11 protein-coding genes are annotated in these 13,256 nt (G+C 56.4%); all 11 read left to right on the plus strand.

Annotated features, from left to right (window positions below; genetic code table 11):
• The first annotated feature begins 15 nt into the window (after positions 1-15).
• Complete coding sequence (bamA, locus tag PHQ58_RS16960) at positions 16-2,307, plus strand: outer membrane protein assembly factor BamA (RefSeq protein ID WP_300113100.1); 2,292 nt, start codon at positions 16-18, stop codon at positions 2,305-2,307.
• The gene (locus tag PHQ58_RS16965) at positions 2,307-2,819 is read left to right on the plus strand and encodes an OmpH family outer membrane protein (protein WP_300113103.1); all 513 of its coding nucleotides are present in this window, start codon (positions 2,307-2,309) and stop codon (positions 2,817-2,819) included. The genes bamA and PHQ58_RS16965 overlap by 1 nt, the downstream gene beginning before the upstream one ends.
• A 24-nt stretch (positions 2,820-2,843) precedes the next feature.
• Positions 2,844-3,833 (plus strand): UDP-3-O-(3-hydroxymyristoyl)glucosamine N-acyltransferase, encoded by a 990-nt coding sequence (gene lpxD / locus PHQ58_RS16970; protein ID WP_300113106.1) that lies wholly within the window; start codon positions 2,844-2,846, stop codon positions 3,831-3,833.
• A gap of 12 nt (positions 3,834-3,845) precedes the next feature.
• Positions 3,846-4,283, plus strand: a complete 438-nt coding sequence (gene fabZ, locus PHQ58_RS16975) for a 3-hydroxyacyl-ACP dehydratase FabZ (protein WP_300113109.1) — start codon at positions 3,846-3,848, stop codon at positions 4,281-4,283.
• A gap of 10 nt (positions 4,284-4,293) precedes the next feature.
• Complete coding sequence (lpxA, locus tag PHQ58_RS16980; protein WP_300113112.1) at positions 4,294-5,088, plus strand: acyl-ACP--UDP-N-acetylglucosamine O-acyltransferase; 795 nt, start codon at positions 4,294-4,296, stop codon at positions 5,086-5,088.
• Positions 5,089-5,118: 30 nt separating this feature from the next.
• Complete coding sequence (lpxB, locus tag PHQ58_RS16985; protein WP_300113285.1) at positions 5,119-6,252, plus strand: lipid-A-disaccharide synthase; 1,134 nt, start codon at positions 5,119-5,121, stop codon at positions 6,250-6,252.
• Complete coding sequence (rnhB, locus tag PHQ58_RS16990) at positions 6,224-6,979, plus strand: ribonuclease HII (protein ID WP_300113115.1); 756 nt, start codon at positions 6,224-6,226, stop codon at positions 6,977-6,979. The genes lpxB and rnhB overlap by 29 nt, the downstream gene beginning before the upstream one ends.
• Positions 6,976-7,761: an RNA methyltransferase gene (locus tag PHQ58_RS16995; protein WP_300113118.1), complete on the plus strand. Its 786-nt coding sequence runs from the start codon at positions 6,976-6,978 to the stop codon at positions 7,759-7,761. The genes rnhB and PHQ58_RS16995 overlap by 4 nt, the downstream gene beginning before the upstream one ends.
• Before the next feature lie 174 nt (positions 7,762-7,935).
• The gene (carA, locus tag PHQ58_RS17000; protein ID WP_300113121.1) at positions 7,936-9,123 is read left to right on the plus strand and encodes a glutamine-hydrolyzing carbamoyl-phosphate synthase small subunit; all 1,188 of its coding nucleotides are present in this window, start codon (positions 7,936-7,938) and stop codon (positions 9,121-9,123) included.
• The gene (leuE, locus tag PHQ58_RS17005; protein ID WP_300113124.1) at positions 9,120-9,800 is read left to right on the plus strand and encodes a leucine efflux protein LeuE; all 681 of its coding nucleotides are present in this window, start codon (positions 9,120-9,122) and stop codon (positions 9,798-9,800) included. Before carA ends, leuE begins: the two co-directional genes overlap by 4 nt.
• A 68-nt stretch (positions 9,801-9,868) precedes the next feature.
• Positions 9,869-13,171: a carbamoyl-phosphate synthase large subunit gene (carB, locus tag PHQ58_RS17010; protein ID WP_300113127.1), complete on the plus strand. Its 3,303-nt coding sequence runs from the start codon at positions 9,869-9,871 to the stop codon at positions 13,169-13,171.
• Positions 13,172-13,256 lie beyond the last annotated feature (85 nt).

A 13,256-nucleotide genomic window follows, 5' to 3' on the forward strand; every position in this document is an offset into this window, starting at 1 on the left:
TTTTGGTTTTAAAAAATGCAACTAAATCGCTTTCGTCTCAAAACGCTTTCTACGCTGGTGTCTCTGGCTTTTGTGGCCCAGTCGGCATGGGCTGTTGACCCCTTCACGGTGCGTGACATCCGCATTGAGGGCTTGCAACGTGTCGAGCCGGGTACCGTGTTTGTGTCAATGCCCGTGCGCGTAGGTGACACCTATGATGACGACAAGGGCACTGCCGCCATTCGCGCCTTGTTTGGACTGGGCCTGTTCAAAGACGTGCGCATTGAAGTCAATGGCGATGTGCTGGTGGTGGTGGTTGAAGAGCGCCCAACCGTGGCCACTGTTGAATTTGTGGGCACCAAAGAATTTGACAAAGACGTATTGGTGAAGTCTTTGCGCGATGTGGGTCTGGCAGATGGCCGGCCCTTTGACAAGGCACAGCTTGACCGCGCCGAGCAAGAGCTCAAGCGCCAGTACATCAACCGCAGCCTGTATGCGGCTCAAGTGGTGACCACGGTTACGCCAATTGAGCGCAACCGCGTCAACCTGACCTTCACGGTGACTGAAGGCGAGCCCGCCAAGATCAGTGAGATTCACATTGTGGGCAACAAGGTGTTTAACGAGTCCACGTTGCGCAATTTGTTTGATCTGGACACAGGTGGCTGGCTCAGCTGGTACACAAAATCCAATCGATACTCGCGCGCTAAGCTCAACGCTGACATTGAAACCCTGAAGTCTTATTACCTGACACGTGGCTACCTTGAGTTCAAGGTCGAATCGACCCAAGTGGCTATTCTGCCTAACAAGACGGACATTGGCATCACCATCAATGTGACCGAGGGTGAGCGCTTTGTGGTCAGCAGCGTTAAATTGGCTGGTAATTACCTGGGCAAAGACGATGAATTCAAGGCCTTGGTGGCAATTCGGCCTGGTCAGGCCTTCAATGCAGATGAAGTCGCCAAGACCACCAAAGCGTTTACTGATTATTTTGGCAATTTTGGTTACGCCTTTGCACGGGTTGAAGCCAAGCCCGAAATCGACCGGGTGAATAACCGGGTGGCGCTGGTGTTGCAGGCGAACCCTTCTCGGCGTGCTTATGTGCGCAACATCAATGTAGCCGGCAACACCCGTACCCGTGATGTGGTGGTGCGTCGTGAGTTTCGTCAGTTGGAAGCGTCCTGGTACGACGGTGACAAAATTCGCGTATCGCGTGACCGGGTTGACCGTTTGGGATACTTTGGAGACGTGGGTATTGAAACGCAAGAGGTGCCAGGTTCCCCCGATCAGGTTGACCTGACGATCAGCGTGACTGAAAAACCAACCGGTAGCCTGAGTCTGGGCGCTGGCTATTCAAGCGGCGACGGCCTTGGGTTGTCATTTGGCTTGAAGCAGGACAATGCGTTTGGGTCAGGCAACTCACTGGGTATTCAGGTGAACACCAGCAAGATTAACCGTGTGGTGGTGCTCAACACCACTGATCCCTATTTCACAGCAGATGGCGTCTCGCGCACCTTTGACGTCTACCACAAGACCAGCAGTCCGTACCAGGATCAGGACTACTACCAATTGATCACGTCGGGTGGCGGGGTTCGGTTTGGTGTGCCATTCACTGAAATTGACACTGTTTTCTTTGGCGCAGGCCTGGAAAACACAAAAATTGTTCCAGGCACCTTGTTGCCCACTTTGTATGCGGCGCACATCAAGGAATACGGCACTTCCAGCCTGGCCGTGCCGTTCACGGTCGGCTGGGCGCGTGACAGTCGTGACAGCTCAATGGCACCCACCAACGGCCGCTTTCAGCGAGCCAACGCAGAGTGGTCCTTTGCAGGTGATGTCAAGTACCTTCGAACCACTTACCAGTACCAGCAATATGTGCCTTTGAGCAAACAATACACCGCTGCATTTAATGCAGAGCTCGGTTTGGGGAGTGCTGCGGGTGGGAAATCCTACCCTGTCTTTAAAAATTTCTACGGTGGTGGCCTGGGTTCGGTTCGTGGTTTCGAGCAGGGTAGCCTGGGCCCTCGTGATGAAACCGATACCGTCCTGGGCGGTACACGCAAGCTCAACGTCAACATGGAAATTCTGACGCCGTTTCCCGGTGCTGGTAACGACCGCACCTTGCGGATGTATGGCTTCCTCGACGCCGGTATGGTGGGCGGATCAGGTGGTGTGAATGCAAATGCCAGCAACTTGCGCTCGTCTGTGGGTGTTGGTATCAGCTGGATTTCTCCAGTCGGGCCTTTGCGCTTGGCGTTTGCCAAGCCGATCAAGAAATTTGACGGCGATAAAATCCAGACCATGCAATTTCAAATTGGGACCAGTTTCTAATGAATTACTTTTTACGTCAGTTATCCGCCACCCTCGTTGTTGGGCTGAGTCTCTCTGTAGCCCAGGCTGAAGAGGTTCGTTTAGGTTTCGTTAGCACTGACCGTGTGCTGAAAGAAGCCAGCACCGCCAAGGCCGCTCAAACCAAACTTGAGCAAGAGTTTTCCAAACGCGAAAAAGAGTTGGTTGACCAGGGCGCCAGCATCAAATCGATGGCCGACAAGTTTGAGCGTGATGCGCCCACCTTGCCTGAAACCCAGCGCCAGGCAAAGCAAAAGCAATTGCTTGAACAAGACCGTGACTTTCAAAGAAAACGGCGCGAGTTTCAGGAAGACTTGAACGCGCGCAAGAATGAAGAATTACAGCTGGTGATCCAGCGTGCCAACAAGGTCATCAAGGACATCGCTGTGGCTGAAAAGTACGACTTCGTCTTTCAAGATGCGGTCTACGTCAACCCAAAACATGACATCACTGACAAAGTGATCAAGGCGCTCAATACGCCTGCTGCCAAGTAAGCCGACTGCGAAGGCTGGCGGCGCGTGTCCCTGCGTTTGGCATCTATTGTTGAGGCATTGGGCGGTGAGTTGCATGGCGATGTGTCGCTGCTGATTGAAGGACTTGCACCGCTGGAAAGTGCCCGTGTTGGGCAACTGAGTTTTCTCAGTCACCCCAAATACCAAGGGCAATTGGCGCTTACCCAAGCCTCTTGTGTCATTGTGAGCCCACAGTTTCAGGCGCAAGCCTTTGCCCGCGGCAGCTGCATCGTCACGGATCAGCCCTACCTCTATTTCGCGCGCTTGACGCAACTCTGGAAGAACAGCCTGCCAATGACCGCCAAGCCGCTGGTGCACCCCACGGCTGTCATTGATCCTTTGGCCCAAGTCCACGCCACAGCAAAAATTGGTGCGCTGTGTGTGATTGAAGCTGGAGCTGTGATTGGGGCAGACACCGAGCTCAAATCGCGTGTCACTTTGGGCGAGCGTTGTATCGTGGGTGAGCGATGCCTGATTCACCCCGGTGTGGTGATCGGGGCTGATGGTTTTGGTTTTGCGCCCAACGCCGGGGCGTGGGAAAAGATCGAACAATTGGGTGCGGTCCGCATTGGCAACGATGTTGAAATTGGTGCCAACACCTGTATTGATCGGGGCGCTTTGCAAGACACCGTGATTGAAGACGGCGTCAAGCTTGACAACCTGATTCAGATCGGACACAACGTCCAAGTTGGTCAACACACGGCTATGGCCGGTTGTGTTGGCGTGGCGGGCAGTGCCAGCATCGGTGCGCATTGCACCGTAGGTGGCGGGGCGATTGTGCTGGGCCATCTGACTCTGGCAGATGGGGTCAATATTTCGGCGGCGTCCGTGGTGACCCGCTCCCTTCACAAACCCGGCCACTACACCGGCATGTTTCCGATCGACGAAAACGCTGCATGGGAAAAAAACGCCGCGTCGCTCAAGCACCTGGCCAAACTACGTGAACGTATTCGCACGCTGGAATCGCTGGTCAAGACCAGTCAAGACATTCAATAAGGAAAAAAGTTAATGGACATTCACCAAATCCTCAAGCAACTGCCGCACCGTTACCCATTTTTGCTGGTGGATCGGGTGTTGGAAATAGACAAGGGTAAAACCATCAAGGCCCTGAAGAATGTCACCATCAATGAGCCATTTTTTCAAGGGCATTTTCCACATCGTCCGGTGATGCCGGGTGTTTTGATGCTCGAAGCGCTGGCGCAAGCCGCGGCCCTACTGGCTTTTGATACGCTGGATTCCTCACCCACCGACGACATGGTGTATTACTTTGCTGGCATTGATGGCGCGCGTTTCAAACGGCCTGTGGAGCCGGGTGATCAGCTGATTCTGGAGGTTGAACTATTGCGCATGAAAGCCGGTATCTTCAAATTCAAGGCGCGCGCCCTGGTGGCTGGCGACTTGGCTGTTGAGGCCGAACTCACGTGCGCCATGCGCAAGATTGCCTAAGGAGGCACGTTTGACAGCGATTCACGCCACCGCCCTTGTTGACCCGGCTGCCGAACTTGACAGTTCAGTCACCGTCGGCCCTTATACCGTCATCGGTCCAAACGTCAAGATCGGTGCTGGCACCACGGTGGGCCCGCATTGTGTGATCGAAGGCCACACCACACTTGGGCAGGACAACCGAATTTTTCAGTTTGCGTCGCTCGGCGCGATTCCTCAAGACAAAAAATACGCTGGTGAGCCGTGCCAGTTGGTCATTGGTGACCGCAACACGGTTCGCGAGTTTTGTACCTTCAACATCGGCTCACCCGGTGATGTGGGCGTGACGCGCGTGGGTGACGACAACTGGATCATGGCCTATTGCCACATTGCCCATGATTGCCAGGTGGGCAACCAGACCATTTTTGCCAATAACGCCCAGCTAGCGGGGCATGTGCAAGTGGGTGATTGGGCTATTTTGGGTGGGTTTACTGTGGTGCACCAGTTTGTTCGTATCGGTGCCCACAGCATGACGGCGATGTGCACGTTGTTGTTTGCGGACCTGCCGCCGTTCGTGATGTGCCAGGGGCAACCCGCCGCAGCCCGCTCGATGAACTTTGAAGGCTTGCGCCGCCGTGGTTTCTCGCCCGAGCGCGTCAGTGCGGTCAAGGCGATGCAAAAGGCCTTGTACCGTGACGACTTGACCTTGCAAATGGCGCGTGAGCGCATTGCAGATATCAGTCAATCTCATCCCGAGTCCAAACCAGATGTGCAGATGATGCTCTCGTTTTTAGAGCAGACATCACCCCAGCGCGGCATTGTTCGCTAGCTTTTGGGCGAGAGCATGATGCGCGCAGCGATGGTGGCGGGTGAAACGTCTGGCGACTTGCTGGCCGGTTTGTTGCTCGACGGGTTAAAACAGCGTTGGCCTGATCTCCAGGCTGCTGGCATTGGCGGTCCACAGATGGCGCGGCGTGGCTTTCAGGCCTGGTGGCCGCACGACAAACTGTCGGTGCATGGTTTTGGCTGGGAGGTGCTGCGCCGCTACCGCGAGATTGTGGGCATCCGCCGACAGCTCAAAGCACGCTTGCTGCAAGACCACCCGGATGTTTTTATTGGTGTTGATGCACCTGACTTCAATCTTGACCTGGAGGCTGACTTGAAGGCGCAGGGCATCAAGACCGTGCATTTTGTCTGCCCCTCCATTTGGGCCTGGCGACCTGAGCGCATCGAGAAAATCAAGCGCAGCGTCGACCATGTGTTGTGCATTTTTCCGTTTGAGCCTGCCTTGCTTGCCGCTCACGGCATCGCCGCCACCTATGTCGGTCATCCGCTGGCCAATGTGATTCCGATGCAGGTTGACAAATCTGCTGCCCGCGCGGCCTTGGGTCTGGCTCCGGATGATCGGGTGGTAGCCGTCTTGCCGGGCAGCCGGGAGTCAGAAATCAGTCATTTGGCTTATAAGTTTTTTCAGGCTGTAGCCCTTATTAAACAAGCGCAGTCAGCTATTAAATTCATAGTGCCTGCGGTGCCTTCTCTCAAGGCAAAGATTGAAGCTGCAGCGCGCGCCGCGGGCGTGTTCGCGTCGGTGCAAGTGCTCAGTGGCCAATCCCATACGGCTTTGGCAGCCTGTGATGTGACCCTGATCGCCAGCGGCACGGCCACCCTGGAGGCGGCCCTGTTCAAGCGCCCGATGGTCATCGCCTACCGCATGGGGGCCGTGTCATGGCAGATCATGCGCCGCAAACAATTGCAACCTTGGGTTGGTCTGCCTAACATTTTGTGTCGTGAGTTTGTGGTGCCTGAGCTGCTACAAGATGCGGCAACGCCGCAGGCGCTGGCTGCAGAAGTCTTGCGTTGGCTCGATGCCATTACCGCCGAGCCTGAGAAAATACGAGCCCTTGAACAACGATTCGCCGCGCTGCACACCGAGTTGCAGCGCGACACACCAGAGCTTGCTGCCCATGCCATTGCCCAAACCCTCAGAAGCTAAGCCCGCTAAAGTCAAGCCTGCCAAGCTCAAGTCCACCAAGGGTCAGCCTGCTGCCACCTCAGCAGTGGTCAGGAGCAGCGCGGCACGGGCGAAAAAACCTCGCAGTGCCAATCCCGCCAGCGCCCAGCAAGTCGCTTTGCAGTGGGGTGTGACGGGGCTGGTCGCTGGCGTGGACGAGGCTGGCCGTGGCCCGCTGGCCGGCCCGGTGGTGGCGGCGGCCGTGATTCTGGATGAGCTCAACCCCATTAAAGGATTGGCAGACTCCAAAAAGCTCACGCCCCGCAGACGTGAGCAACTGTTTGACGAGATTCGTGCCAAAGCCTTGTGCTGCTCGGTGGCGCAGGCCAGCGTGCAGGAAATTGACGACCTGAATATTTTGCAGGCCACTTTGCTGGCCATGCGCCGCGCCGTTGAAGGCTTGCGCCTGGCACCCAAGCTGGTGCTGGTCGATGGCAATCGCTTGCCGGTGTTGTCCGTGCGCGCCGAAGCCATTGTCAAGGGTGACGCGCTGGTGGCCGCCATTTCTGCCGCCTCTATTTTGGCCAAGGTCACGCGGGACCGCTGGTGTGTCGAGGTGGACCAACAGTATCCCAACTATGGTTTTGCCAAACACAAAGGGTATGGCACGGCGGTGCACTTGGCCGCGCTGCAGGTACATGGCGCGTGTCCTGAACATCGCACCACGTTTCGGCCAGTGACTGATGTGCTGGACAGGGCCTCTAAATGACTGCGCCATTGCTGATCAGCTCGCGTGACAACGCATTTGTCAAGGATTTGAAGAAGCTCGCCCATGGCAGCACCGAATACCGAAAACAGCGACGCGTTTGGGCCGAAGGCGATCATTTGCTGCGAGCCGCCATGGCCCGTGGTTCACGTCCTGGTTTAGGTATTTTTTCAGAGTCTTTTTGGCCTCTAGCCCCCGTAGAATATGCGCAAGCAGCTATAAAAAATATAATTATCTCTGATGTGTTGTATGACACGGTGAGCGCTTTGGAGTCGCCTGCGCGGATGGGTTTTGTCTTTGACCTGGCTGAACCACCCGCCATTGAGTCAAGTGCCGCGAGTGTTATTTTGGACCGTGTACAAGACGCTGGCAACGTGGGTGCCATTTTGCGCAGTGCCTCGGCCTTTGGTTTCAAGCAAATCATTGCACTCAAAGGCACGGCAGCGCTTTGGTCGCCCAAGGTGTTGCGTGCTGGCATGGGCGCGCATTGGGGCCTGCAACTGATTGAAGGCGTTGAGCTGCCTTTGTTGGACGGACTGCAGGTGCCGTTGCTGGTGACCAGTTCACATCGTGGCAGCTATTTGCACCAGGCGCTGTCTAATAAAGAGCTACCCATGCCCTGCGCGTGGGCGTTGGGGCACGAAGGGCAGGGCGTCAGTGCCGAGCTTGAGGCCCGCACGAGCCTTCATGTGCGTATTGCCCAGCCGGGCGGTGAAGAGTCGCTGAATGTGGCCACTGCAGCGGCTATTTGCTTGCATGCCAGCGCAACCGCACACTTGATCTAGCTCGTTTTTAGCATGGCGGGCGGGCAAGTTAGGGTTGCCCCTAGGCTATAATTGGGGCCAATTTCGCACCCGCGTACGCTCGCAGCAGCAGTCCAAGCCCAATCCCTTTTTGACGCAAACCCAGGAAGCAATTCCTGTGTGCTTGGGCGTACCCGTAACATTTCGGAGAACCCAGTGCTTTTGTCTCTTAAGGGAAATACCCCACCAGCCATTTTGGCGCTCGCAGACGGCACGGTCTACCACGGCAATTCCATTGGGGCCACTGGCTCCACGGTCGGTGAGGTGGTGTTCAACACCTCCATGACCGGCTACCAGGAAATCCTGACGGACCCCAGCTACTGCCAGCAGATCGTCACCCTCACTTACCCACACATTGGCAACTATGGTGTGAATGCGCAAGATGTCGAGTCGGACCGCGTTCACGCTGCCGGCCTGATCATCAAGGACCTGCCGTTGTTGGCATCCAATTTTCGCTCCACCCAAACCCTGGACGCTTACTTGCGTGACCAAGGCACGGTGGCCATTGCCAACCTTGACACCCGCCAATTGACACGCCAGTTGCGTACGAATGGCGCACAAAATGGCTGCATCCTGGCTTTGGCGCAAGGTGAGGTGGTGACACAGGTCGTGATTGACCGTGCCGTCGCTTTGGCCCAGACCGCGCCCAGCATGTCTGGTCTGGATCTGGCCAAGGTGGTCAGCGCCAAGTCTGGTTATGACTGGACGCAGACCGAGTGGATGTTATTCAATCCTGAGCAGGGTAGTCAGCCAGGTTTTGGCGAGCAAACTGCCCCGCGTTTTCATGTGGTGGCGTATGACTTTGGCGTCAAGAAAAACATCTTGCGCATGTTGGCGCAACGCGGCTGCAAGGTCACGGTGGTGCCAGCCAAAACCTCGGCAGCCGAGGTGCTCAAACACCAGCCAGACGGTATTTTCCTGAGCAACGGCCCGGGCGACCCTGAGCCGTGTGACTACGCTGTCGCTGCTGCGGCAGAGTTGATGGATTCCGGCATCCCGACTTTTGGTATTTGCCTGGGTCATCAAATCATGGCGCTGGCCTCGGGTGCCAAAACCTTCAAGATGAAGTTTGGTCACCACGGCGCAAACCACCCGGTGAAAGACCTGGACAGTGGCCGGGTGTCCATCACCAGCCAGAACCACGGTTTTGCAGTGGATGAAAAAACCCTGCCTGCCAACTTGCGGGCCACCCACATCAGCTTGTTTGATGGCACCTTGCAAGGCATGGAACGTACTGACAAGCCCGCATTCGGCTTTCAGGGTCACCCTGAAGCGTCACCCGGACCGCATGACATTGGTTACCTGTTTGACCGCTTCATTGCTTCCATGGCATCGCGCGCATGAGTTTTTACGGCGTCACTGACCTGTGGACTTACGTGATTGGTGCCTTTGGCATCATCTTGTTGCCTGGGCCGAATTCGCTGTATGTGCTCTCTGTGGCCACGGCACGCGGGGTGCGGGCCGGTTTTCAAGGGGCTTATGGGGTGTTTGTGGGTGACACGATATTGCTGCTGTGCACCGCTCTGGGCGCCGCCAGCTTGATGCGCACCCACCCGATGGCGTTCATGGTGGTCAAGTATGCAGGTGCGGCCTATTTGTTTTGGGTGGGTTTGAATTTGTTGTATGCCGCGCTCATGGGGTTGCGGTCGCGACCTGATGCGCTGAAAGCCGTGGCGGACGCATCCACCCCAAGCGTAGCTGCCAGCGCCAGCCATTTGCAGAGCCCGTTTCGGCGTGCTCTGGTGATCAGTCTGCTGAACCCGAAGGCGATTTTGTTCTTGCTGTCGTTTTTCGTGCAGTTCATTGACCCGGCCTATGCGCAGCCTGAGGTGCCGTTTCTGATTTTGAGCGCCATCCTGATGAGCTTCAGCGCGCTTTACCTGGCGGTGCTGATCTTTACTGGCGCGCGCCTGGCTGAAACCTTTCGGCAACGCCGGCGCTTGTCGTCGGGCTTGTCCAGCCTGGTGGGTGGTTTGTTTGTGTGGTTTGGCAGCAAACTGGCCACGGCCAGTCTCAATTAAATTGATATAAAAATAGGAGCTGCTAACGCTTGGTTTATAAGGGCTAGAGGCAGTTTTAATAGAAAATTATGGCAAAACGTACTGACATCAAAAGCATCCTGATCATTGGCGCAGGCCCGATCATCATCGGCCAGGCCTGTGAGTTTGACTACTCTGGCGTGCAGGCTTGCAACGCGCTGCGTGAAGAGGGCTACAAGGTCATCCTGATCAACAGCAACCCCGCCACCATCATGACCGATCCGGCCACGGCCGATGTGACTTATATCGAGCCCATCACCTGGCAAACGGTTGAAAAAATTATTGCCAAAGAGCGGCCTGACGCGATTTTGCCGACCATGGGTGGTCAGACCGCGCTGAATTGCGCGCTGGACTTGTGGCACAACGGCGTGCTGACCAAGTACACCGGCGCCGCCACGGGTAAGCCAGTGGAACTCATCGGTGCCAAGCCAGAGGCCATCGACAAAGCCGAAGACCGCCTTAAGTTCAAGGATGCAATGACCAAGATTGGTCTGGGTTCAGCGCGCTCAGGCATCGCGCACACCATGGAAGAAGCCTGGGGCGTGCAGAAAACAGTGGGGTTTCCCACCGTGATTCGACCCAGTTTCACGCTGGGTGGTACCGGCGGCGGCATCGCCTACAACCCTGAAGAATTTGAAGTCATCTGCAAGCGCGGCCTGGAAGCCTCGCCCACCAATGAGTTGCTGATTGAAGAGTCGCTGCTCGGCTGGAAAGAGTACGAGATGGAAGTGGTGCGAGACACCGCAGACAACTGCATCATCGTCTGCTCCATTGAAAATCTCGACCCAATGGGTGTGCACACCGGCGACTCGATCACCGTGGCGCCAGCGCAAACCCTTACGGACAAGGAATATCAGATTCTGCGCAACGCCTCATTGGCCGTGTTGCGCGAAATTGGCGTGGACACCGGCGGCTCCAACGTACAGTTCTCCATCAACCCGGCAGATGGCCGCATGGTGGTGATCGAGATGAACCCGCGCGTGTCACGATCTTCTGCGCTGGCTTCCAAGGCCACCGGTTTCCCGATTGCCAAAGTGGCTGCCAAATTGGCCGTGGGCTACACCTTGGACGAACTCAAGAATGAAATCACGGGTGGCGCGACACCGGCCAGTTTCGAGCCCAGCATCGACTACGTGGTGACCAAGATCCCACGTTTTGCGTTCGAGAAATTCCCCACAGCCGACAGCCGCCTGACCACGCAAATGAAGAGCGTGGGCGAGGTGATGGCCATGGGCCGTACGTTCCAGGAATCGTTCCAGAAAGCTTTGCGCGGCCTGGAAGTGGGTGTCGATGGCATGAACGAGAAAACGCAGGACCGCGAAGTGTTGGAGCGTGAGCTGGGTGAACCCGGCCCGGATCGCATCTGGTACGTGGGTGATGCTTTTGCTGCGGGCTGGAGCGTGGATGAGGTGTTTGCGCTGACCAAAATCGACCGTTGGTTTTTGGTGCAAATTGAGCAGATTGTCAAAATCGAGCTGGAAATTGAAAGCCTGCCGCAGCCTGCTGTGGGCACGGCGCTTGACAGCATCGATGCCGCCACATTGCGCGCCTTGAAGCAAAAAGGCTTTTCTGACCGCCGTTTGGCCAGGCAATTTAAGACCTCAGACACCGCAGTGCGCGCCCGCCGTCACGCCCTGGGGGTGCGCCCTGTGTACAAGCGAGTTGACACCTGCGCAGCAGAATTCGCCACCAACACGGCTTACCTCTATTCCACCTACGAGGCCGAAGGCTCCGAGTGCGAAGCGGCACCCACCAACAACAAAAAAATCATGGTGCTCGGCGGTGGTCCGAACCGCATTGGGCAAGGCATTGAGTTTGACTACTGCTGCGTGCATGCCGCCTTGGCCATGCGCGAAGACGGCTATGAGACCATCATGGTCAACTGCAACCCTGAGACCGTGTCAACCGACTACGACACTTCAGATCGTCTGTATTTCGAGCCCTTGACGCTGGAAGACGTGCTGGAGATTGTTGACAAAGAAAAGCCGTATGGCGTGATCGTGCAATACGGCGGTCAAACCCCCTTGAAACTCGCACTCGACTTGGAGGCCAATGGCGTCCCGATCATCGGCACCAGTCCGGACATGATTGACGCAGCGGAAGACCGCGAGCGGTTCCAGAAGCTGCTGCATGAACTCAAATTGCGCCAGCCGCCCAACGCCACCGCTCGCACCGAGCCGGAAGCGTTGGAAAAAGCTGCTGCCCTGGGTTACCCGCTGGTGGTGCGCCCAAGCTACGTGCTGGGCGGGCGTGCCATGGAGATCGTGCATGAGCAGCGCGACCTGGAGCGCTACATGCGTGAAGCGGTCAAAGTGTCACACGATTCACCCGTGTTGCTGGATCGCTTTTTGAACGACGCCATCGAATGCGATGTGGACTGTGTGCGTGATGTCACAGGCGCTACCTACATTGGTGGTGTCATGGAACACATTGAACAGGCTGGCGTGCACAGTGGCGACTCGGCCTGTTCACTGCCACCCTACAGCTTGTGTGCCGAGACGGTGACTGAGATCAAGCGCCAGACGGCCGCCATGGCACATGGCCTGAATGTAGTTGGGCTGATGAACGTGCAGTTTGCCATTCAGCATCTGGACGGTCAGGATGTAATTTTTGTGTTGGAAGTCAACCCGCGCGCCTCACGCACGGTGCCGTTTGTCTCCAAAGCCACCGGAGTGCAATTGGCCAAAGTGGCTGCCCGCTGCATGGTGGGGCAAACATTGGCATCGCAAGGCATCACGCGCGAGGTCAATCCGCCTTATTTCAGCGTCAAAGAAGCGGTGTTTCCGTTTGTCAAGTTCCCTGGTGTTGACACCATCCTTGGCCCTGAGATGAAGTCCACGGGTGAGGTCATGGGGGTGGGCAAGACTTTTGGCGAGGCGTTTGTCAAGTCGCAAATGGGTGCTGGCTGCAAGTTGCCTCGGCCTTTCACGGCGACCGGTGAGCCCTCGGGCAAGGTGTTTCTGTCGGTCAAAAACAATGACAAGGCTCGAGCTATTGAGATCGCAAGATCATTGGCGGCCATGAATTTTGTCATCGTGGCCACCAAGGGCTCAGCCGCTGCCATCAATGCCGCAGGGGTTGCTTGTGGTGTGGTGAACAAAGTCACGGAAGGCCGCCCGCACATTGTGGACATGCTCAAAAACAATGAAATTGTGCTGGTGATCAACACAGTGGAAGAGCGTCGTAACGCGATTGCTGATTCGCGCCAGATTCGCACGTCTGCCTTGTTGGCCCGTGTCACCACCTTCACCACCATTGCAGGGGCTGAAGCAGCCGTGGAAGGCATGCGCTGCATGGATCAGCTTGATGTGATCTCAGTTCAGGAAATGCACGCGCAGTTACAAGCTGGGTAAATTCTGAGCTTGGCGCGCTGATATTCGCGGCATAATTCGCCTACACCGCCGGACCACAACGTTCGGCGGTTTCATTTTTGTGTTT

The sequence above is a fragment of the Rhodoferax sp. genome (genome assembly GCF_028688795.1).
In the GTDB taxonomy this organism is placed as follows: Bacteria; Pseudomonadota; Gammaproteobacteria; order Burkholderiales; family Burkholderiaceae_C; genus Rhodoferax.

Bases quoted from the DNA above. Each gene is read 5' to 3' on its own strand.
- bamA (WP_300113100.1), top strand. From the start codon at position 16: ATGCAACTAAATCGCTTTCGTCTCAAAACGCTTTCTACGCTGGTGTCT.
- PHQ58_RS16965 (WP_300113103.1), top strand. From the start codon at position 2,307: ATGAATTACTTTTTACGTCAGTTATCCGCCACCCTCGTTGTTGGGCTG.
- fabZ (WP_300113109.1), top strand. From the start codon at position 3,846: ATGGACATTCACCAAATCCTCAAGCAACTGCCGCACCGTTACCCATTT.
- lpxB (WP_300113285.1), top strand. From the start codon at position 5,119: ATGGTGGCGGGTGAAACGTCTGGCGACTTGCTGGCCGGTTTGTTGCTC.
- rnhB (WP_300113115.1), top strand. From the start codon at position 6,224: ATGCCATTGCCCAAACCCTCAGAAGCTAAGCCCGCTAAAGTCAAGCCT.
- PHQ58_RS16995 (WP_300113118.1), top strand. From the start codon at position 6,976: ATGACTGCGCCATTGCTGATCAGCTCGCGTGACAACGCATTTGTCAAG.
- leuE (WP_300113124.1), top strand. From the start codon at position 9,120: ATGAGTTTTTACGGCGTCACTGACCTGTGGACTTACGTGATTGGTGCC.
- carB (WP_300113127.1), top strand. From the start codon at position 9,869: ATGGCAAAACGTACTGACATCAAAAGCATCCTGATCATTGGCGCAGGC.